The organism is Mesorhizobium sp. M0410 (assembly GCF_040321435.1).
In the GTDB taxonomy this organism is placed as follows: Bacteria; Pseudomonadota; Alphaproteobacteria; order Rhizobiales; family Rhizobiaceae; genus Mesorhizobium.
The window spans coordinates 1-20230 of the sequence record NZ_JAMYRN010000037.1; the positions used below are offsets into that span (position 1 = coordinate 1).

15 protein-coding genes and 2 pseudogenes are annotated in these 20230 nt (G+C 56.6%); 5 read left to right on the forward strand and 12 right to left on the reverse strand.

Annotated elements, in window-relative coordinates; all coding sequences use genetic code 11:
• The 4 genes and pseudogenes from NKI63_RS29045 to NKI63_RS29060 form a co-directional block, all read left to right on the forward strand.
• A pseudogene (locus NKI63_RS29045) lies at positions 1-250 on the forward strand (molybdate ABC transporter permease subunit); the annotation flags it as partial.
• Between the two features lie 346 nt (positions 251-596).
• The gene (locus NKI63_RS29050; RefSeq protein ID WP_352707108.1) at positions 597-878 is read left to right on the forward strand and encodes an exopolysaccharide production repressor protein; all 282 of its coding nucleotides are present in this window, start codon (positions 597-599) and stop codon (positions 876-878) included.
• A 484-nt stretch (positions 879-1362) separates the two neighbouring features.
• Positions 1363-3264 carry a Wzz/FepE/Etk N-terminal domain-containing protein gene (locus NKI63_RS29055; RefSeq protein ID WP_352824013.1) on the forward strand — a complete coding sequence of 634 codons (1902 nt, stop codon included), beginning with the start codon at positions 1363-1365 and terminating at the stop codon, positions 3262-3264.
• A gap of 74 nt (positions 3265-3338) precedes the next feature.
• Positions 3339-3572: pseudogene (locus NKI63_RS29060) on the forward strand (IS21 family transposase); the annotation flags it as partial.
• A 46-nt stretch (positions 3573-3618) separates the two neighbouring features.
• On the opposite strand, the gene NKI63_RS29065 reads toward NKI63_RS29060, so the two are convergent.
• The 4 genes from NKI63_RS29065 to NKI63_RS29080 all read right to left on the reverse strand — a co-directional run bounded on the left by NKI63_RS29065 (position 3619) and on the right by NKI63_RS29080 (position 9631).
• The gene (locus tag NKI63_RS29065; RefSeq protein ID WP_352824014.1) at positions 3619-4722 is read right to left on the reverse strand and encodes a glycosyltransferase; all 1104 of its coding nucleotides are present in this window, start codon (positions 4720-4722) and stop codon (positions 3619-3621) included.
• Positions 4723-5000: 278 nt separating this feature from the next.
• Positions 5001-5966 carry a glycosyltransferase family 2 protein gene (locus NKI63_RS29070; protein WP_352740782.1) on the reverse strand — a complete coding sequence of 322 codons (966 nt, stop codon included), beginning with the start codon at positions 5964-5966 and terminating at the stop codon, positions 5001-5003.
• Positions 5967-6009: 43 nt separating this feature from the next.
• Positions 6010-7278 carry an O-antigen ligase family protein gene (locus tag NKI63_RS29075; RefSeq protein WP_352707117.1) on the reverse strand — a complete coding sequence of 423 codons (1269 nt, stop codon included), beginning with the start codon at positions 7276-7278 and terminating at the stop codon, positions 6010-6012.
• Between the two features lie 241 nt (positions 7279-7519).
• The gene (locus NKI63_RS29080; RefSeq protein WP_352824015.1) at positions 7520-9631 is read right to left on the reverse strand and encodes a hypothetical protein; all 2112 of its coding nucleotides are present in this window, start codon (positions 9629-9631) and stop codon (positions 7520-7522) included.
• Between the two features lie 116 nt (positions 9632-9747).
• Here NKI63_RS29080 and NKI63_RS29085 point away from each other — a divergent pair, with 116 nt between their 5' ends.
• Positions 9748-10599 (forward strand): sulfotransferase, encoded by an 852-nt coding sequence (locus tag NKI63_RS29085; protein ID WP_352707121.1) that lies wholly within the window; start codon positions 9748-9750, stop codon positions 10597-10599.
• Positions 10600-10881: 282 nt separating this feature from the next.
• Here the strand turns inward: NKI63_RS29085 and NKI63_RS29090 are convergent, their stop codons facing one another.
• From NKI63_RS29090 to NKI63_RS29125, 8 genes are all read right to left on the reverse strand, one after another.
• Positions 10882-12378, reverse strand: coding sequence for a lipopolysaccharide biosynthesis protein (locus tag NKI63_RS29090; RefSeq protein ID WP_352707123.1), 1497 nt, complete (start codon positions 12376-12378; stop codon positions 10882-10884).
• 249 nt (positions 12379-12627) lie between these two features.
• Positions 12628-13296, reverse strand: a complete 669-nt coding sequence (locus NKI63_RS29095) for a class I SAM-dependent methyltransferase (protein WP_287217183.1) — start codon at positions 13294-13296, stop codon at positions 12628-12630.
• A gap of 699 nt (positions 13297-13995) precedes the next feature.
• Complete coding sequence (locus tag NKI63_RS29100; protein WP_352824016.1) at positions 13996-15216, reverse strand: glycosyltransferase; 1221 nt, start codon at positions 15214-15216, stop codon at positions 13996-13998.
• Positions 15217-15262: 46 nt separating this feature from the next.
• Positions 15263-15433 carry a hypothetical protein gene (locus NKI63_RS29105; protein ID WP_352707149.1) on the reverse strand — a complete coding sequence of 57 codons (171 nt, stop codon included), beginning with the start codon at positions 15431-15433 and terminating at the stop codon, positions 15263-15265.
• A gap of 14 nt (positions 15434-15447) precedes the next feature.
• Positions 15448-16698 carry a glycosyltransferase gene (locus tag NKI63_RS29110; RefSeq protein WP_352824017.1) on the reverse strand — a complete coding sequence of 417 codons (1251 nt, stop codon included), beginning with the start codon at positions 16696-16698 and terminating at the stop codon, positions 15448-15450.
• 589 nt (positions 16699-17287) lie between these two features.
• Complete coding sequence (locus NKI63_RS29115; RefSeq protein WP_352824018.1) at positions 17288-18265, reverse strand: nitroreductase family protein; 978 nt, start codon at positions 18263-18265, stop codon at positions 17288-17290.
• Between the two features lie 24 nt (positions 18266-18289).
• A complete protein-coding gene (locus NKI63_RS29120) occupies positions 18290-19456 on the reverse strand; it encodes a polysaccharide pyruvyl transferase family protein (protein ID WP_352707132.1) in 1167 nt (388 codons plus the stop codon).
• Positions 19457-19525: 69 nt separating this feature from the next.
• The gene (locus NKI63_RS29125; protein ID WP_352707135.1) at positions 19526-19825 is read right to left on the reverse strand and encodes a hypothetical protein; all 300 of its coding nucleotides are present in this window, start codon (positions 19823-19825) and stop codon (positions 19526-19528) included.
• Between the last annotated feature and the right edge of the window lie 405 nt (positions 19826-20230).

Consider the following 20230-nt stretch of genomic DNA (forward strand, 5'->3'; position numbering starts at 1 on the left):
TGGCGCCGGCCATCGTCACCGGTTTCGCGCTGGCCTTCGCGCGCGGCGTCGGCGAGTACGGTTCCGTCATCTTCATCGCCGGCAATCTGCCCTATAATCCGAAATCGCACCGCTTCTGATCGTCATCCGGCTGGAGGAATATAATTACGCGGCGGCGACCGCCATCGCGGCGATCATGCTGGTGCTGTCATTCTTGATGCTCTTGATCGTCAACCTGGCGCAGTCATGGAGCCGCAAGCGTTATCGCTGACGTGGCCATCGCATCGCCGATCGGGAGCGACACCGCCGACCAGCGAGCGACCGGTCGCGCGCTACCTGCTCATGGTCGACCAGGCACCGAGCAATGGCTTCGGCCATTTGGTCGAAACGCTGGCCATCTACGCGAGCACAAGAAGGAAGGCCTGAATGGCATTGGTCGCATGAGGCGCGGCCGCCATATCCGCCGAAAGCGTCTTGGCAAAGGTTAGGGTGGGTTTTTATTCGCATCTCCTAATATTTGATCGCTCTAACCCGTTCCGATATGTTATGATGGTTAATGCGTTGAGGGCTGAATAGCCAAGGAGCGCGTCGCGCGAGCGGCTGCGAGTGGGACGGCGATGTCCTTTTTGCTTTTTTTGCGCGGCTTTATCATAGTCCTGTCGGCATTCGCCATCAGTACATATTTGCTTACCGCCTCGCTCTGGAGTACGTTTGTCCAAACGTTAATTTGTGGGATCTTGATACAGATCGGGTACTTTGTTGCTGTCATGCTGCTAGTGTGGCGCTCGGTCTCCAAAGTATCCGTGTTTCCGAAGCCAAATACCCCACCCGATGAGTCCGAAAGGGAGCAACTGCCGAGCCACTTAGTGAATAAGGTGGACCACTCTCCGCCTTTATAGGCTCTGGCTGTTTAGAGTAGGACGATCAGCAGGATGACACCCCACATCACGATACAAAATGTGACTGCAACCTGTCTTATTCGGGCACCTGAGAGGCGTTCCGCGATGCGCCAAATGCGCCCAGAACTCTTACGGTGATCGATATCGCGCGCCGGTGATCGACGAGTCATTCCAATCGACGTCCCTGTTTCCCGTACGACAGGCTCAACCTAGACCCGGAATCTCTTGCTCAGATGTTTTGCCATTTGGCAATACGACCCGATTTCTTCCTTTAATTGGATCGCATGACGTGTAGCGGAATTGCAGACAGCATGGGCCGCGTGAGGTTCATTTATTGCAATCCGAGGTTAAAATTTTGCGTCTTTGGGGAGGGGCGGCTCCGCCGGCGTGGATACTGAATTTCAAGACATTTGGTCAGACAATGTGGTATGGTGTTTTTGACTACCTATGCGCTGCCAGTCTCACCCCACGGGTCTGAAGGCTTATGCTCCGCGAAGTTGAAAATCGGCACCCGGATTCTGCCTTGATATTTGGCGATCCTCAGTCGGCAACGATTGATCTCGAAACACTCGTGGCGGCAGCGCGACGGCAGTTGAGGTTCGTCCTTACGTGCGCGCTCGCAGGCCTTGTGCTGGGGCTGGCGTATCTTCGGCTCGAGGTGCCCTTGTACGAGTCGACGTCCAGAATCCTGATCGACAAGAACCAGCCCTCCGTCGTGACGAAGTTAACAGAGAGCGGAAGCTCCACACAGCTTGACCCGATGATGCTGAGCCAGGTCGAATTGTTGCGTTCCGACCGCATCGGGCTAAAGGTCGTTGACAGCCTCGGTCTTGCTACCGATCGCCCTTTCTTGTCAGCACCGTATTCGTTGCTCAACAGTCTCACAGGATCGGTCGCTCGGGTGGTGCGGTCATTCATTGGCAGTTCCGAAGAAAGCGGAGCGCCGTGGAAATCGAGTGCGGCGCGAGGGCCCGATCCTCGATGGCAGGCATTTGGCATTCTGGCTGAAAATATAACGGTAGCTCGTGTAGGCGATTCTTACATTCTGCAGGTCCAATTTCAGTCGCCTAGCGCTGAAATGGCGCAAAAAATAGCCAATAAGTATGCGGAAATCTATATCTCTGACCAAGTCGGAGCCAAAGATGAGTCGATTATCCGAGCTCGCAGTGCACTGGCGGAAGAGCTCGAGAGGGTGCGGAAGCGATCGGTCGACGCCGAGCTCGCGGTCCACAGGTTCCGAACAGACAACACGCTGACGAAGGAAACGCTGGTTACCTTGCGCCAGCTCGAACTTGAGGCGTCCTCTCTCAAGTCGCAATATGAACAGGTCCTGCAGCAATACCAAGCGAGCCTGCAGAACCTTTCGATGGCGTTGCCGGAGGCGCGGGTTATCTCGGAGGCACCATACCCCAGCAGACCGAGTTCTCCGAATAGCATTCTTACGTTGGCGGTCTGCGCCGTGCTTGGCGGCATGATTGGCGCCGGTGTGGGCGGAGTTCGGGAGTACCGGGAGCGCTTTTTCCGCACGAGGGGTCAAGTGCGCGATGAGCTCGGACTTGACACGCTCGGAATGATCCCGTTGCTGGACGGAAAGCCAATTCGCCGAAACAAGCGTGATCGTGCGACCGAAGAGCCGTCATTCATTGCGACCGAAGAGCCGTCATTCATCGAGGTGGGGAACAGCGCTTTCAACTGGGTAGAGCAACATCCGCGCTCGGAATTCGCTGAAGCGATGCGAACGGTGAAAGTCGCTGTTGATGTCGAGTTACCAAGGAAGAGCACCAGGGCGATCGGCATCGTTTCCTGCCTCCCGGGAGAAGGGAAGTCGGTGGTCGCGGCTAATTTTGCGATGGTTCTCGCTATGCAGCATTGTAGGACGCTGTTGATCGATGCCGACATCCACAATCCGGGCTTGTCCCCTATGTTAGCCAACGGCTGGGAACGAGGCCTAGCCAATGTGTTGGCTGGAGACTTCAATCGGAGAGATTTGCTTGCTCATCAGTCATTGTCATTGAGGTTCCTGCCCGGGGTGAACCAGAGGCAACAAAAGCTCGCAGAGACCGTACAGCCTATCGAGAAAATGGGCGACTTTCTGCTCAAGGTGGGCTCTATGTTCAACTACGTCGTCGTTGATTTGCCCCCGTTAGCTCCAGTCGCGGACGTGAGGTCCTTTGTCCAGCATCTCGACGGCCTTGTTCTGGTTGTTGAATGGGGCGTGACCGCTCGTACATTCGTGCGCGAAAGCCTCAACAACAATCCGATCCTTGCGGATAAATGTATCGGCGTTCTGCTTAACAAGGTCGATCTCAAAAGAATCAAGCTGTATCAAAAGTTCGGCAGTGCCGAATTTTACAGTGAACGTCATAGTCGGTATTACCAAGCCTAGTTGTGGAGCAAGCATTTTTTGTCTTATGCAGATAGCCCGAGGAGGGCTTTGACGGACAAACTCCTCGAATGCCGAGAATGACGACTAGTCTAATGATATTCGTCCGGGCTTATCCGCGCCAGATTCAGGAAATGGTGTTCGACGAGCATGACCGGGCGTTCGCCTTCTGCGCGCATCATCTACGACAACACGAATAGGGCGGTGGAGATGGTGTTCGTCGGCAAGGACCGGCAATACAATCCCGCGCGCTGGCATCGGGCTGGGAGAAGCGCCAGGTCGAGAACCATGTCAGACAGGTGCGATGCCGAGCCGTCAGAATTCACGATCGGCCCGGCTATCTTGGTCGCCAGCTCCTTACATTCCGCCACCCAACACTGCCGTAGCACGGACACGCAAAGCACCCTGCGAATAGGCCTGCAGCATATCCTGTCGTGCCTGCATTCCGATCTTCTTGCGGAGCGTTTCATCGCCCGCGAACACCAGTGCTTGCGTCACCGCCATCTCCGCCGAGGGAACAGTAAGCTTCAGCATATTCTTTCCATCCTTGCCGTAATCTCGGATACCGCCGACGTCAGTCGCGATCACCGGAAGTCCGGCAAGCATCGCCTCGGCGACGACGATGCAGAACCCTTCCGTATCGGACAGGTTGATGAACACGTCACGATCAGAGGCGAGCTCGGACCAGCGCGCGACATAGCCATGGAAGTGCACGCGATCTCCAACGCCGAGCTCATCCGCCTTGCGCGAAAGCCCCTGCCGTTCCGGCCCATCGCCGTAAAGATCGAGGCTTGCAGAAGCGCCGCGGTCTTGGAGCATTCGGACGGCCTCGATCAGGCGGTCAAAGTTCTTTAGCGCGATAAGCCGTCCGGCAGCAGCAAGGCGCAAGGGTGTGTGAAGCGCGTAATCGCGCTTGTGGCTGGAAGCCTCATCGGCGCAAAACAAAGGCACTATATGCGAGCGGCGCCTGCGCGGCAGGAAGTAGGCTTGCGTCTCCCGCAGCGTACTTTCGCAATCAGCCCAGATTTCGTCGACGCGCCAGGACAGGGCCTTGAGCACAGGGCCATAAATACCTGCGGCGCGCCGGGAGCGGTAGCGGGTAGTGTGTTCGAATGAAACGCAGTGCAGCCGAGGAGCAAACATCGCAACTAGCCGTCCCAGGAGATTGGCCTGCTTGAGCGACAACGCAACCATATCCGGCCGCCACTCCCAGATAAGGCGCAACATTACAAAGAACGTACCCACAAAGGTGCGCAAGGAAGGCTCTTCACTCTGCGACGTCAGGATAAGATTATGCTCTCCGATCTGTGCGGCGATTTCATCGGCAAGAGCCCCGCGACCACGGCAAAAGGCGAGAATCTTCAGCTCGTGGCCGCTGAAAAATCCTGCTTGCAGCAAGGTGAGTAGCCCATGCTCGGCGCCACCGGGATCGAATCCGTTGATGAAGTAAAGAATTCGCATGTGATAGTGAAGCGCTCCGATTCTCTTGCACCTCGTGTTTACTGTCGCAACTAACAGCCCGATCTTGTGTGGAATTCTCCTGCGCTTGTGGTGAGGGCTCAGTGGTGGGTCTGGAGACCTTTCAAGTTCTTACCCGCGTTAAGAGAGACTTGGCGACCGCGGAGAGCTCTGATTTCGCCTCCGTTATGGTCCTGTGTCGCGGTACAGAATAATCGCTACGGAAGGATTCCAGGGCTGCCGCCTGAGATGCTCGAGCTCTCGCCATTCCGCCAGCATCTTTAAGAGCCGTCAGCAAAGTCTTTGCGCAAGGCGCGGTAGAACAATAGCTTGGCTGCACGGCGCACCTGCGGATCCATGCCCCTCGGCAGGGCGCAAAGAAAAAAGTAAACGTACACCCGCCATGACAATGGATCGTGCCACATCGCGCGAATGAGCAAGCGCGCTCCGCGTTTCTTTTCGCCTTGAGCCACGCAATCATTGCCCGCCTTTGCGTACAAACGCGCGTTGCGCCGGCGCGCGAGGTGCGTAAGTTCCCGCCGTCGCATGGCCCATTCTCGCGTGAGTCGTTCGGCTACCGGCAGAAGCGCGTCGAGTCTGCGGGTTATGTTCGAGCCATGGCGCCGTTTATAGACGAGTGCTTCGGCCACATATTGAAATGTCCAACGCTCGGCTGCGCGCATACAAAACTCTGTATCCTCTCCAGCCCTAAATGCCTCGTTGAATAACCCGATATCTTCGACCATTTCCCGCCGCATAACCATACTGGAAGGAACAATCGGCCCATCAAGCAGAAAATATGTCGGCAGCGTATCGCATTGGTCCGCGCGATAGCGGCGCACGGCGACGTGTAGAGCATCGGACAGATCCGGAGCGGAAAAATCGACGAAATCGCCATAGACAAGACCTGCCTTGCAGCCATTGCCCAAGACGGCTAATTGACGCTCAAGCTTGTCCTCGGCCCAGAAGTCATCGCCGTCCAGAATTGCAATAAGATCGCCGGCAGCATGTCTGATGGCAAGATTCCTCGCCGATGAAAGCCCGATACCCGCCGTCGTCAGGACATGCACGCGCGGCTCCCTGCGACCCAGCGAGGCAATCACTTCCGACGAGCCGTCCTTCGAGCCATCATTGACAATGATGATCTCTTTGATGTGGCTCGAGGCGGTCTGACTAATCACGCTTTCCACTGCCTGCGCGATGAAGCGTTCTTCATTGTGGCATGTCATGATAACCGAAACACTCATCTCGTGTTTCCTTGCAAGGGGCTCGCGAGAAATCCAGGATGTCTCATGCTCTGGGGTGGCTCCTCCGCATCCTGTGCAATGATAGGCAAAGCCCGTGCCGCGTCAATTCAGGCAGGAGCGAGACAAGACTCAGCGTAACGAAAGCTCGTGTGCCGGAGGCTTCTGTTCCAACGTAAAAGGCGCAAGGAACAAGGAGCACGAGGGGCAGAAGCCGTGCCTGGGCCGCTCCGATCAATCCGTGAGAAAGCGCCCAGCTTAGAGTACGGCTTAAGCGAAACCATGCAGCAATCCATATGAGAACATAGAGGCTGAGCCCAATGATGCCGTTCTCGGTGAGGATACGTTGAAACTCGCCATGTATCCCAAGCCGCAACTCGCCAGGAAGTCCGCTGAAATCCGTATCGATAATATTCTTGAATTGGTTCGTACCCACGCCCATCAGTGGATGTTCGGAGATGAGTTGTCTGGACAGAGTGAAAGCAAACGCGCGCTGGACATTGCTCGGGGTGTCTCCAGGGGCATATTTCCCCGTCGCGGCCAGATATTCGTATTGCCCCATGCTCAGCGGATCGAGAATGGTCTGCATCTGCTTCTCGACATAGGCGTTATTGACCGTGGTCGACAGCACGAAAAGTGCCACGAAGCCCGCGGCGATCGCTGGCACCATCGCAGCGAGCCGTCCGCGCATCAGAAGCGCGGCGGTCAGAAAGAGATAGATCAAAAACGCCTTGCGTTCCCCAGATAGCACGAGCAGGGGAAGTATCCCCGCCCATACAAACCAAAGGGTGCGCCGCTTGCCCCCGTTGACGAAGAGGAGGAGCCCTGCGAGCGCAATTGGAAGGAAGGTGAACGCGAGCCTCGGATCGAACAGATGCTTCCAACCGACCAAGTAGCCATGGGCGACATGCCAGGTGATCGTATAGGCGAGGATCAGCACCATGCCGAAAAGCAAGATGTTGACGGCCTTGTGCGTGTCGACGCGGCTGGCCTCCTGTGCCAAGGCGAACGCAAAGGCGCCCACAGCGGAGATCTGCAACAGCTCGCGCAGGCCATTCTCTGCGTCCACGCTGAAGGCCGAGACCACGTGCCAGCCCAAGAAGGGCAGGAGCAGTAGAAAACCGGCTGAAAAAGCCAACCTTCGCCAACGCCCCGTCGCCAGGCCAAAAAAGAGCATCAGCAATGCGATCAGCTCGAACGGACGCAGCAATACAAGACCCGTCTCGAGTCTGATTGGCAGGAAGAGGCTCAGTACCGCGAATGTCAGAAGGTAACGCATCACAGCTCTCTCGCTGGGCGCGATCTTCTTTAGCATATTCTCTTCCCCGGAAACAGAACTTATTGGATGTATCAATGCCAGCCCGCGGAGAAACACTTCACCCTGCTCCAGCCGACGACCTCATCGTTCCGCCCGCTGTGGCATCGCATATCGAAGAGGTTTCCGCCTGTTGGGAAAACTCACCCGCCTCGGCTGTGGGGAGGCTTACTGGCGGCAGAGCTCGTCAGCAGTCCGACGAGAGTGATGACGCATCCTGGCGTCGCGCAGTCGATGCGTTCTAGCCGACGGTCTCGCTCTCCGGGGTCCAGGCTTCTGGCTGGTCGAGCACAGAGACCGCGCGAACATGGCAGCGAATCTTATGCCCGACATCCCGCGAGCTGAGCTCATAGCTTGTGCCGGTTTCGCCCACGATCGGAACGCCGTCACGATACCATAGATACTCTATTTGCGACGCAATAACATTCGGTACGACGGTCAGCGCCTGGCCCGGTGAGGTCTGGCCCGAGAAGGCCGGCAATGCGCTGAAGGCCGTCGGGGCCCTAGCCAGATCCGTTTCCGTCTGCCGGACCCTTATATAGTCAATCACCATGTCATACGTTTGCGACGGGTTCGGTTGAGCGCGCCCCTTTTTTTCATCGTAGGCGAAATCCACAATGATGTATTTTTTTGCTGCGAGTTCCGGTGTCGTCGGAACGCGCGCCACTTCATAGCCGTCGATCACGAAATAGGTATAATCATCTTCGATCTGCGCATACCAAGTATGAAATTCGCCATCGTATACGTCGATCGTGCTGGGAAAACCACTTGATGGATCGACTTGATAGCCGGCGATTTTCCGGTGCACGCTACGTGGCGTGATATGTGGATCTGCATAGCCGAGTCTGGGTTTGTGCACGTGCTGGCTGATGTTGATATAGGCCCCATTGAGACCGTCATATTCCCAAAAGTCCGTCTCAAGACGATTGCGCGTCCGCCAGAATAGATGCTCCTTCCCATACGCCCAGAAAGCAGGAAAAAATCCAGGGCGGGGCGCGAGTATCTTCGGCATTCTGGCGCGGATCTCAAAGATCCCCTTTCCCCAACACCGCCCCTGGCCATTGTTGTTCACGGAAGAGAATGCACCTGTTCTCCAACGCCGCTTGTGCAAGAGCCGGAGCGCCAGCGTGTGGCTGCTGGCGTCGTGCACATAGGAGGAGGGCGACGCCGACATCGGCGGCGTAGCGGCGTCAACACCAACGGTCGTCAGATGGGTCGGCGCATACCAGATGCTGCTTTGCGCGCCTTTGGAATCATCGACAACCGTGTTGGAGTCGAAGTCGTCAAAAAAAACCGTTGTGTAACCGCGGATCGGCGGCGCCGCCTCACCACGATGACCATATCGCCGTTCATTGCCGATGGCTGTCCAGGACGCCCACGAGACTGAATCAAAGGCATAACGTGCCGGTTTGTCGTTCGCATCCACAGCTGAAGGAGGGCTCTGGCGATAGGGATGAACGTCGGGCAGGGCGGATTGCCGGCCGATGCGCCACATGCCCCATCCCATCAGCCTGTCGATCTGGGAGTCATTTAGTTCGCTTTGCCCGATAATGACGCAATCGATCGCGACATCGGCCCTCATCGGATTGTTCACATCGCCCATGAAGCTCTGCGATTTCATCCGGTTGGGTGTCAATGCATAAACCGTCTGGCCGGCCGTCTTGATCCCATTCACCACAGCCTGCATCACGAACCCGCGGCGGTACCCGACCATGACATTCCATTCGTCAAAATCGGTCGAGCACTGCCCTTCCTCGCTCTTGAGCTTGCCGTCATGGAGCCGCGAAACGAATGTGCCGGCCGATGGCTTGAAACAGACCTGGGGTTGGCGATGCACCGGGCCACCCTCCGCGCCATTGGCGCAAACAACGGAAACGCATTCCGCGTCGGCATTGATCGCCGAATTGCACCGGGCGATCACGAGCCACCAGCGGTGAAGGTAAGGCGCATCGCTATCGGCGGGCCAGGTCAACGCCTGTCTCGTACCCTGTTTGAAATGGACTCCGCCGTTATTCGGAAGCTTTGTCGGGCGCAGGGAGGGCTCGGCTTGCATCGCAGCCACCGGCTTCGCGCCGGCCGATTGCCATGAGGAGACTTCGCCCTCGGCCAGATCCTCCTGAAACCAGGATTTCACAATCATTTCCGGGAACAGACCAGGATGCCAGGAGTGAGCTTTCGGCTGCGAGCCTTGCGCCGGACCGGCGGCGCGAGCATCCCGTCCTGGGCGACCGGATGCCGCCAGCACAAGGGCGGCGCATGCGGCCCGCGCCAGGTCCCGGCGAGAAAAGCGGTTAGTCATTGTCGTGTGCCAATAATTGCTGGTTTCGGGATGAGACTCCGCATGGACACCCATTACTTACTATCGCGCTTCTCCTCACAAGCTCCGCAGCATATCATAGGTTTCAGTTTAACCTTTCAACGACAGCTGGGGAAGTGGGTCGCGCCTAATGCGATAACTGGAGAAAGCAGATGCAGACCGCTGACAGGATCGGTGCTTCGCCTCCCACCAGGCCGGGCAAAGCTCTTCCGCCCAATGCGCTTCTATTGAATTGCTTTGGCCGAGGTGGGTCAAATATTGTCTGGAATATCATCGGCAGCTCGCCGGATGTGTTGATGCCATACCGCGAATGGCATGAGGGAGTATTCGGACGCTACTACAAGCTGCGCAAGGCCGCGTGCCATATTGGCGGGGCCGTCAACTGGGCATCTGTTCCCGTCTTTTGGCGTCATATCCGCGCAGCGACTGCCGAGACCGTCCGCCCCGGGGAGCGCAACGAAAAGTCCCAAGCACGCTACGTCGTTCTGAAGGTGATGGATTACTACATTGCATTCGACGACGCGATTGCGCGCGGCTTTATGGAAGCGCGGAACCTTGTGCTTACGCGGCATCCATTACCGATGTGCGAAGGGCTGATACGCAGCGGTCTCAGCGAGGCGCTCGCGATCAAATGGTACAATGATGTGACTAGCCTGATGTTCAAAGCCTCGAGGAAGCGTGATGCGCTATCGCTTCGATTCGAGGACTTGATCCAATCACCGGATGCGTTTGTTAGAAGCCTTTACGACGCGCTCGGCATAGCGGCAGCGGAGGACGGAAAGATCCGGTTTAAGGTTAAATCATTTGGGGCGGCGCGAAAGGCAAACGCAGACGCCGCAACTGGCGAAAGGCTGCGGATAAAATTGGACGAAGCATCCGATCACATCGCACCAGACGTCAACACCCGAGCGGTTGCCCGCCTCGATCGTTCAGCACGACAGCGGATTTCGACAGGCACCCGCGCAACCGCAGAATTGTTCGATTATGGAGATGATAATTTCTGACCTTGTGCGGTTAACGGCGTTTGCCGCCTGGCCCCGAACAGGCACGGGACAGGCATAGACAAGTTTCACGGTCCCCAGTGCGTAGTGCCTGTTCGAGCACAGAGGAGCAGCCGTTCACTGAACCCGGTTTGCCCCGCGCAAGGTCGAATTCCGATGAGAGAAAACGGCGTCAAGGAGGCCTGCCGTCTCAAGGCCGCCGACTGTGTCTCCAGTCCCGGTATAAGAGACTCTAAGTCGTCGGATGGGCAGTCGGAGAGGCGCCGAGTGTGCAGATACCGTGGGCTATACAAATCTAATCCATTTCGTTTTCTTGGATGTTAGAGTTTGCAAGACTTCCGCACCATGTTTTCCGAAGAGTAGCGACGCTCTCAGATAGACAGTGACAACGGACAATGTACCTATAACGAGAAGCCCGGTCGCGAGCACAAGATAGTCGGGCGATCCGGCAAGCAGCATTTTGACCGCCGAGCCAGTGGCGAACACCACAGCGGCGAATGCGACAGGCGGCACATGTACGAGCGCGAAATCCACAGCTGATAATCCCGTTATCCGACAAGTCATCGCCGCATAAAGGAAGAAACTCGTCGCAATGGCGCCGGACACTGAAAAGGCCACTGCGTTCACGCCGTAGGGCGCCGAGAAGAACGCGAATGAAGCGACAAGGGCCATGTAAATGATCTGCATGGAGGCCGTTCGGTAACTTTGGCCCGTCGCAAGCGTCACGACTCCGCACACTCTGTAACCGACGCGGAAATAAATTACTGCAGAGAATATGATAATGGGAACGACGGCATCCGTCCATTTCTGGCCGAGAATTGTGAGAACAATCTCTTTTGCGAAACAGCATAGAAACGCGCTAGTCGGTAGAGCAAGCGCCGCCGTTAAAGCATACCCCTTGAGCTGAGCGCTGCATAGCCTGGCCTTGTCGTGATGAACCTTCGACAGGAGCGGGAAAATCACGCTCTTGTTCAGATTTCCGAACAGACTTGCTGGCATCGCAATCAGATAATACGCTCGCGAGTAAATGCCCAGCTCTGCAGTGCCGATCAACCGCGCGACAATAACATTATCGATATATTTTGCGGTGACGGCTGATATACCAGCCAGCGAATAGCCCAGGCTCTGTCTGCGGATATCGCGATAGGACTGCATGTCGAAACTGGGCCTCACGAGATAGTCCCTGGCGATGAAGAAATAGATGCTGGCCAAGATCGATGCCTCGGCCATATATGCGATCACCAAGGCCCAATAGCTGAGTCCAAAATAGGCAAGCGGAATGGCTAGGCCGACATGGGAAGCAATCCAAGCGACCAGACTCGCTGTGGAGGATATTCTGAATTTCAGGTGCCGCGACAAAATGGCCTCGGCGGTCAGATTGAACGCGTTCGCGACCATCATCACAGCAAGGAGGCGCGAAATGAGGACCAATTCCGGCACATGAAGAAAATCTGCAATCTGTGGTGCAAACACCCATTGAAGTATGCCGAGAATGGCAGCGATTATCACGGACAAAGAAATTGCGGTTCCGATATGGCGCTCGTCGACGTCCCGTCGCTGGACCAGGACTTGCGACATGCCGAGATTGGCAATGTTATTGCCGACGGATGCGATGATCAGCGCAGCGCCGGCAACGCCGTACTCCTGGGGGGAAAGCAGGCGCGCGAGAATGGCCGTGACCAGGACATTCAAAAAGGTTCGGGCCAGCAATGTGGCACCCGACCACGAGAGGCCGTTGGCTGCCCTTCGTGTCAGGTTTTTATGTCCAGTTACCTCGTCCAAGTTGACCTGCTCCGGACTGTCCAATTCGACTGCCACGCTTCAGTGCATGCAAGCGTGCTCCAACCTCATGAGCTATTTTCTCGCCCACGCCTCGCGGGTGAATTCCTCAGGCGTCCAATCACCGTTTTCGTCATCGCTTCATCAACCCAAGTCATAATGCCAGCGGATAGGCATCCCAGCATAAGCACCGCGCCGTCACGGTCGCACAGGCTGACTGGAACCGCCTTGTTGCATCCAGCAGCAATCTCTTCAGCGACGCCCCTCATTTTTGCGGAAATAGCCATTTGCTCTTCGAGGCCAGCGCAGCTTCCGATAGAGTGCACGTAGACGCGCCTTAGGTGTTACATATTCTGAAGGAGCAACGCGTTTGAGACCTACGCTCTCGCAGAGCGTATCCAGAGATCGATCTGTAAATGCATTGATATGTCCGAGCGGGTACAGTTCATTTTTTTCTATCTTCCAGCCCGATGTTATCTGCGGCGCAACCAATTCGCCAAAGGGAACGGATATCTTTATAATGCCAGAAGGCTTCAAGATTCGAGCCAGCTGTCTTACGGATTCGCGTGGCTCAGACACATGCTCCAGCACCTGATTCATATGTATGAAGTCGAACCTCTCATTTTCCACTTCACTCGGATCAATGGTCTGAATGCCGTGCGCGGCCGCGAATGATTTGCGCCGCGCTGACAGCTCGGCCCCGACAACATCATAGCCAAGGGCGCGCGCTGCGATGGCCCAGTGGCCCCACCCCATCCCAAAATCCAAGACCTTTATGTGGCGTGCCACTGGAGGAATGTACAACAATTCCTCGATCATCCCAGCAGACCGCAGCAGGTTATTGAAATAGCTTCGGCCCGCGCGTTCCCTCTTGGCCAGAGAAACAGATTCGTCACTAACGTCGTCATAGAGAAATTCCATGCCTTTGCTGTCTAGAATTTCTCTCTGAAAATACAGGATACAAGCGCGGCATTGCGCAATCGTGTATCGCGCACCATTAAGGTTTTGGTCGGAGATCCGTCCACGAAAGCATTCGTGCACGAACCTACGAACATCCGTTTGGGAAAAGGGGGAGTCGTATAGTATGGCTATATTTGTACTGCCGCATCCAGGACACTTTTCCCTAGCCACGAATCTCAGCCTTTCGCGCGAGTCGACCGTCATGGCTGCTTACTTGGCCTCTTTGCTGCGTTGTAGGCGCTCAAAGCAAGCGACAAGGCGGTTGCCGCAACGATATTAGCAATAGCTGGTCCGCTGGCACTCCTACACCAGCCACAGGCCGAGCGGCGGGATTGTAATGGCATTTTATTGCCCGTTATTGCCTGTCGCTTTTCGGGTGAGAGCCTCCGGATAAGGCTAGCAAACCGCCTTGGCTGCTTCATAATTGAATAGCGGAAAGGGGCCGCGCATAGCTTCACGCTGCTTAAAAATGTGGCTATCGGACAACCGGCTGCTTCAAAAGCGCTGCATGCGTTCACGACCGGCACCATGTTTGCCGCTTGGCCGGGGATTGCCGGAAGCGCAAAAACCAGTTTCCGTGGATGCATCTCGTTCAGCGCCTCTCTCCGGCATCAATAGTCGTCATTGCGTAGGCCGGCTTCGGGGTTGCTCCTGAATAACCTACCGCCTCACGATCTGGGTGGCAGTGTCCACAAGAGTGGCATACAACCTCATTTGCCGTGCTGCGACGCTCTCCATGCTGAATCGCGCAGTGACTGTTTGTACTGCGCGCCGCGCCATCTCATCGCGCTCGGCTTCCGATAGGCCGAGCGCGCGATGAAGGAGTCCGCAATACTCCACATGCGAGCGAGCCAAGAAGCCGCTGCGCTCATGCTTCACAACGTCGGATGCACCGCTGACATCGGTGATGATCGGGACCACGCCGCAACTCATGGCCTCGAGCAGTGCGTTTGACATGCCTTCCGTAACCGAAGTGGAAAGATAGAAATCAGCCTCCCGCAGAAAGGGAAAGACATCTTCAACCGCGCCGGCGAAAGTGACCCTGCTGGAAAGGCCCAACCGGGTCGCCTGCTCCTCGAGGGTGGCGCGGCACTGGCCATCGCCCAGGATGGTGAGTTGCGCCTTTGCGTCGGCGGGAAGTGCCGCGAACGCATCGATCATGTGCTCGAGGCATTTTTCCGGATCGAGACGGCCAAGGCAGATAAAGCGTCGGCTGCCATCGGCGCTCGGCTCGCGGCGCGGCTTGCGGGGCAGATCGATCCCATTCGGAATCATATGAATGCGATCCGCGCCGATGCCATGTCTCTTCAGATCACCAGCGATTTGGCGGCTATTGGCGATGAAGGCCGTGACGTGACGTTTAATCAAGGCGGACGCCCAGCGACCGATGATTTTCTTTTCGCGCACAACGTCGAGATCGAAACACCGTCCGCCCCGGCCCAATTTTGCGAGAACCGGTTTGCGCAGGAGGGCTCCTGCCAACGCCGCCGGAACAGCGTGAAGTCGGGCGTGGATGATATGTACGACATCGAATTCGTCGCGACGGCGCAGCATCCAGATCACAACTTGGACACACCACGACAGGAACGACAGCATATGCCGCCCGCCCAAATACGGAGCCGCGCGCAAACGAAGGCGATGGATAGGCACCCCGTCGATGGCAGACCGTTTCGAGGTCAAGTGCGACAGACTGGGCGCCAGAATGGTTGCGGAAACGCCGCTTTCAACCAGCACCCGAGCAAATCGCCGCGCCTGTTGTTCGCCGCCGCCATATGACTCAGGAAAATAGGTTGGGAGCACGAGCAGAACACGCATGCTGGGAAGAGCTTCGGCTCGCGGGGTCTTCATCGGATAAGCGGAGGCAACTTCTGCTGCAATCATATCAATCCGCCGGATAGCGTTCCCGGAGCCAAGGCGGCCACCAAGATTACAACCCCGTCCCATGTGCAAAAAAGAAGATGCCTCTTTGGCATCTCACTGCCTTCAGCGCATCGATCCCCTTGTCGTCCAGATCGACGCACTCCACCTCATCGCCGAAATCGGCGAAGTATGCACCGCTAACCAATCCGGCAAGTTGCCCGATCACCGTCAAACGCATAAGGCTGCACCCGATCATCGCGGAAGCGCCACATTTCGGACAGGAGGTACTGTTGATACTCCCTTGCTTGCCCGATGCTGGTCAAGAGCCGCGCGGTAAATGGCATCGGTCCGCTTTCCCATCAGCTTGACGTCCCAGTTCGAAAGATCCGTCGCCGCGGCGGCACCTTGGGCGAGGCAGGCCAGTCTTGCACGATCCTCCAGGAGGGCGGCAATGGCGTCGGCCATGGCTGCCAAATCATCCGCGGGTGTAATCACACCGTTGATACCAGGGCGGAGCACTTCGCGAAGACCTGGCAGATCGCAAGCGACGCAGGGCTTGCCACCGGCGAGATATTGCATAACTACGCGGGGCAATCCCTCCCGCATGGAACAGAGCAGGCAGAGATCCGCGAGCGCGATCAGCCGCTCGGGGTCGTCCCGATAACCGGTAAAGACCACTTGTCGCTCGAGCCCAAGCCGCTTGGCCCGCGATTCTACGGTCGAGCGAAGCGGCCCGTCGCCCGCGAGCACAAGCACCGCGTCGGGTAACCGGACGGCGACTTTGTTGAAAGCGTCCAGAAATTCCGTGTGTCGCTTGCGTGGCTCGAAAGCCGCGATCATCAAGAGCACGGACGGGCGCGGCGCGTCCGGGGTCAAGCGCAACAAATCGCGCCAACCGTCGGGCGGACCGGCGTTGCGAAAACGATCGAGATCGAATCCGGAATGGACGACATAATGTTTGTCTGGATGTCCCACTCCTGCGCTCAGGCATAAGTCGCGGATGCCCTCGCTCACACTGATGAACGCACTGGTGAATGGCGCTGCCAGCTTTTCCAAGGCGAGATAAGCAAACCGCTCGGCGACGCCGACATTGACAAAAGGCACGATATGCACGCCATGAACGATCGCTGGAACTCCCGCCGCCCATGCGGCGAGCCGCCCGAGAATGCCTGCCTTGCTGGTGTGCGTATGCACGATGTCGGCATTCAAGGCGCGGAATCTCCGGGTGAGCGCCAACAATGCCCGCATGTCGGAGACAGGCGAAATGGACCGAGTCAGGCCCGGGACGCCAATGAGTTCCACCCGCGGGTCCACTTTAGCTATGATTTCCGGCTGGACCGTCTCGCCATGTAGCAGGACAACATCATGCCCCCCTTGCGCGGCCCAATTGCAGGAATGGACAGTATTCTCATCAGCACCGCCATTGATGAGACGGGTGATGACATGAGCGATACGCAGTCGACGCCCCAAGTCAATCTTGCCTTCCGCGTCCTGTACTTTCATATCGCCGCACCGATCGCGCTGAATTTATCCGTTGGGTGCGTTCCCACGCCCAGCCGCGCTTTTGGTCCATGCGTCCCGATATCGGTGCTACTGCATTGGAGTGACATGTCACGCCTCGGTGGGTGCATGCCGTATGGAGATGAACCCCGAATCCTAAGTGTGCCCTTCCTTCTTGGGCCATGGCACATGCAGTCCGTAAGGAGGGTTATTCCAACGGCTTCCAGTCGATCAGATCTAACTTGTTGGATTTAAACGTCCCAGAGAACTGCCGCTGTCACCACGGGCACAGCGGAGTGATTATTTTGTGGTATACTGTGGTATACCTTGGACCAATACTTCTGCCTCACCGCGTTTGCGCGAAATCGGATCGGAACCGGACTCGTTCAAAAAAGTAGTGGAGGCAATGCTTTAAGGGACCTATGGGAGAGGCCGGACCCGCAGCTTGCGGATTTTTCGCGTGCTCCACGTTACTTATTGTCGATGTGCGGCGGCAGCTGGTTGGCGCGCGCGAGCGGGCAGTCGATCAAGACATTGTCCCTTCCCCGAGAAGCCAGCTTCGTTCGATCGCTCTGCAAGTGCCAGCGGAGACTTACTCCTCGGTTACAAACGAGACCACCTCATCAATCGGCCTGCGCGGCGACCTGGCAAATCTGATGGCAGTACCTGCCATAGGGCCAAGGGCGACGCATGCAATCAATCTCTCGCCTGCTCGAATTCGACCGACGTCACGAATTTGCCGTTCAACTCGACTATCGACCGCAAGATTGAGGGGGCAAGCCACGAGCCGAAGTGCCTCCGCGGCCAACAGGAAATGCATTAGGAACAGCGCACCATCGACATAAATCTGGTTTCGTTGATTGCTTCCTCGCCAGGCCCTTGTGTCTGACGTGATAATGGCCAGGTTTGATATGGACTGTGAAAAGCCTCGCGCCCCGCCCTGCAGGGCGAGTATCTGATCGATTTGATGACGGCCCTGGTAGAGGTATACTCTTGTCGCCTGCCTGTTGCATTGGGATGGCGCACCTTGCGCCAAGCGTACCAACTCTAGCAATGTGGTGCGATCTATTAATTGTTCGTCAAAGTATCTAACCGAGCGACGACACTGAAGTCCTTCCAGGAGTGTGAGGGCTGGCCCCCCAATTGGCAGAACGGCGCTTTGAACCCCGCCGGTCAAGGCGACTCCATCAAGCCCATTGAAACGCTCGACGAATTGACGAACTTTCTCAACAAAGGGCTGCTCAGGCTCCCCTGGTGGATGAAGGTCAACATAGGCGCGAAGTGCGCCAACAGCCATTTCAAGCGGAAACGCCCCTAGCGAGGCGTCGTAGGAGGACACCTCATTCATAAGTCGCTTGATTTTTTCCTGGCCAAAACCGGGCCTCCTGTCCTTTAGAGAAAGGCCCTTCTCAATCGAGTGAGCGTCCACGATTATTCGGTAATATAGCCGCTCTTTTTTTGGAACCAGCAGCGAATCCCCGTTGTAACGTAGGTAATTTCCAACGTCATATACGTAGGAGATGATTACCTTCGCTTGAGCAGACAGAAGAATTTGCAGCTTTCTAAGCATTTTACAACATCTTGATTTGTTATTTTACTTGGCCGCAGGCAGGGCCCTATCCAGAAACGTACGGCCAATCTCAGCTAGTTCCCGGAACCGGTTGTCTATCTTCATGTAGTCGTGAACAAGTTTTCCGAGGTTTTCGCACATGTCCAGCAAATGGTCCCTGGCACCCTTGCGGTGAATACACACGTACTGAGAGGGAATGCCCATCAGCGTCATCAAAGCCTCATTCTTAGTGGGGAAGCCGATGGCGGGTCGCCGGCTGTCCAGGCAAATTAACGGGCACCGGTTCCGCAGAGCAAATAGTGCCCCATGCATGCGCTCTGACAAGCAGTAGGAGAATTGTGATGCCAGATTTGCCCACTCGAGGGGATCAATCGGCTTTTCGGTGAGATCGATGTCTGCGAGGTGATTGCGATCCGAGACTGATACAATCTGGACGCCGCGCGCCCGCAGAGAGGTCGTGGCCTCTGCATAGAGCTCGTGCTGGCCGGCTATCACCAACGCCCGGGGCCGATTGAAATCCACGCCCCAGGAAGCCAGCTTTACGCGCAGGCTTTCATGAGTGGCATTCGACGTTAGATCGTGAGTGACTGTCGGGTCTGGGGTCAATGTCACACGATCCGCGAGGCTTGGATCTGCCCAGAGGACCAACTCACGTGTCCGCTCGTCCCGCACGCCGATCGCGACAAATTCGTTCAGGCATTTGGCCATCAAGTATCGATTGCGGCGCGGCATTTCGGTCCATTTGGTGCTGCTGCCGGTGCTCGCCGCATATGCTATCTTCGAGCACGCCACTTCTGGCCAGTAGACATTGGGAAATGGCGGACATAGTGGGTTGGTCTGAAGCTTGATCAGCCCACCGAGACGGGAGACGTAGTCGATCTTCCAAACCTCATCGCTACCCACCACAACCGCATCATAGCGGTCGCTTACGTAGCGAAACGTTGGTGACCTATCCTCCGAGTAGAACCTCTTGGGGCTGAGCAGCAGTCCATCGGCGAAGGCGGCAAGCGTTCGCTGGCGTGCGTTTGTCGCCGGCCCATAGCCAGTCTCCAGTCGTCTTGGATAGCGGTGGTCCACGATCTCCGCCGGCGAGCCGGGACGCAGGTCCGAAATGCAGCGTTGGAGGGCGAGGCTCTGAAGCTGCGCCCCCTCGTTGTAACCGGTGTGCAAAGTTAGTGTGCCAATCAACATTTAGCAGGTCCGTTGCTATCAACGGCGGCTATACGGCCAAATTGTTCCGTCAAGTTGTTACGCCTAGTATCACGCCAGCACGTAGGCAACAATTGCCTCCGAGGTCGAATTGTATTTAACGATCTTCAAAGAAGAGAGGCTGTTTTCAGGAGCGTTGACTTTGACATACCTTCCGACACCGAGGTGGAAAGATAGAATCAGCCTCCCACAGGAATGGAAAGACATTTTCGACCGCGCCAGCGAAAGTGACGCTGCTGGAAAGGCCCAACCGGGCTGCCTGTTCGTCGAGAGTGGCGCGGCATTGGCATCGCCCAGGATGGTGAGTTGCGCCTTTGCCTCGGCTGGAAGTGCCGCGAACTCGTCGATCATGTGCCCGAGCGTTCCGGACTAAGATGGCCAAGGCAGACAGAGCGTCGACTGCCATCGGCGTTCGGCTCGCGGCGCGGATTACGGGGCAGATCGATCCCATTCGGAATCGGCTTTCAATCGATCAGATTTAGCTTGTTTTTAAGCGTCTTAGAGACGAGTCGCTGTTACCCCGGGCACAGCGGAGCGATTTGTTTCTGATACACTTATGTACTTCTGCGTTTTATGTACTTCTGCGTTTGCGCGGAACCGGACTCGTTCAAAGAAGTCAAGGCATCCCTCTAAGGACCGGGGCGCTTTACCCGTCAGGGATGGGAGCCATGGGAGGGGGACCAGCAGCTTGCGGATCTTTCGCATGCCCCAAAGCCACTTCTTGTCGATGTCCGCCGGCAGCTGGTTGAGGCGCGC

What these genes read in the sequence shown, in the direction of transcription:
- NKI63_RS29050 (WP_352707108.1), top strand. Translation starts at nt 597, where the DNA reads ATGTCCTTTTTGCTTTTTTTGCGCGGCTTTATCATAGTCCTGTCGGCA.
- NKI63_RS29055 (WP_352824013.1), top strand. Translation starts at nt 1,363, where the DNA reads ATGCTCCGCGAAGTTGAAAATCGGCACCCGGATTCTGCCTTGATATTT.
- NKI63_RS29065 (WP_352824014.1), bottom strand. Translation starts at nt 4,722, where the DNA reads ATGCGAATTCTTTACTTCATCAACGGATTCGATCCCGGTGGCGCCGAG.
- NKI63_RS29070 (WP_352740782.1), bottom strand. Translation starts at nt 5,966, where the DNA reads ATGAGTGTTTCGGTTATCATGACATGCCACAATGAAGAACGCTTCATC.
- NKI63_RS29075 (WP_352707117.1), bottom strand. Translation starts at nt 7,278, where the DNA reads ATGCTAAAGAAGATCGCGCCCAGCGAGAGAGCTGTGATGCGTTACCTT.
- NKI63_RS29080 (WP_352824015.1), bottom strand. Translation starts at nt 9,631, where the DNA reads ATGGGTGTCCATGCGGAGTCTCATCCCGAAACCAGCAATTATTGGCAC.
- NKI63_RS29085 (WP_352707121.1), top strand. Translation starts at nt 9,748, where the DNA reads ATGCAGACCGCTGACAGGATCGGTGCTTCGCCTCCCACCAGGCCGGGC.
- NKI63_RS29095 (WP_287217183.1), bottom strand. Translation starts at nt 13,296, where the DNA reads ATGGAATTTCTCTATGACGACGTTAGTGACGAATCTGTTTCTCTGGCC.
- NKI63_RS29100 (WP_352824016.1), bottom strand. Translation starts at nt 15,216, where the DNA reads ATGATTGCAGCAGAAGTTGCCTCCGCTTATCCGATGAAGACCCCGCGA.
- NKI63_RS29105 (WP_352707149.1), bottom strand. Translation starts at nt 15,433, where the DNA reads ATGCGTTTGACGGTGATCGGGCAACTTGCCGGATTGGTTAGCGGTGCA.
- NKI63_RS29110 (WP_352824017.1), bottom strand. Translation starts at nt 16,698, where the DNA reads ATGAAAGTACAGGACGCGGAAGGCAAGATTGACTTGGGGCGTCGACTG.
- NKI63_RS29115 (WP_352824018.1), bottom strand. Translation starts at nt 18,265, where the DNA reads ATGCTTAGAAAGCTGCAAATTCTTCTGTCTGCTCAAGCGAAGGTAATC.
- NKI63_RS29120 (WP_352707132.1), bottom strand. Translation starts at nt 19,456, where the DNA reads ATGTTGATTGGCACACTAACTTTGCACACCGGTTACAACGAGGGGGCG.
- NKI63_RS29125 (WP_352707135.1), bottom strand. Translation starts at nt 19,825, where the DNA reads ATGATCGACGAGTTCGCGGCACTTCCAGCCGAGGCAAAGGCGCAACTC.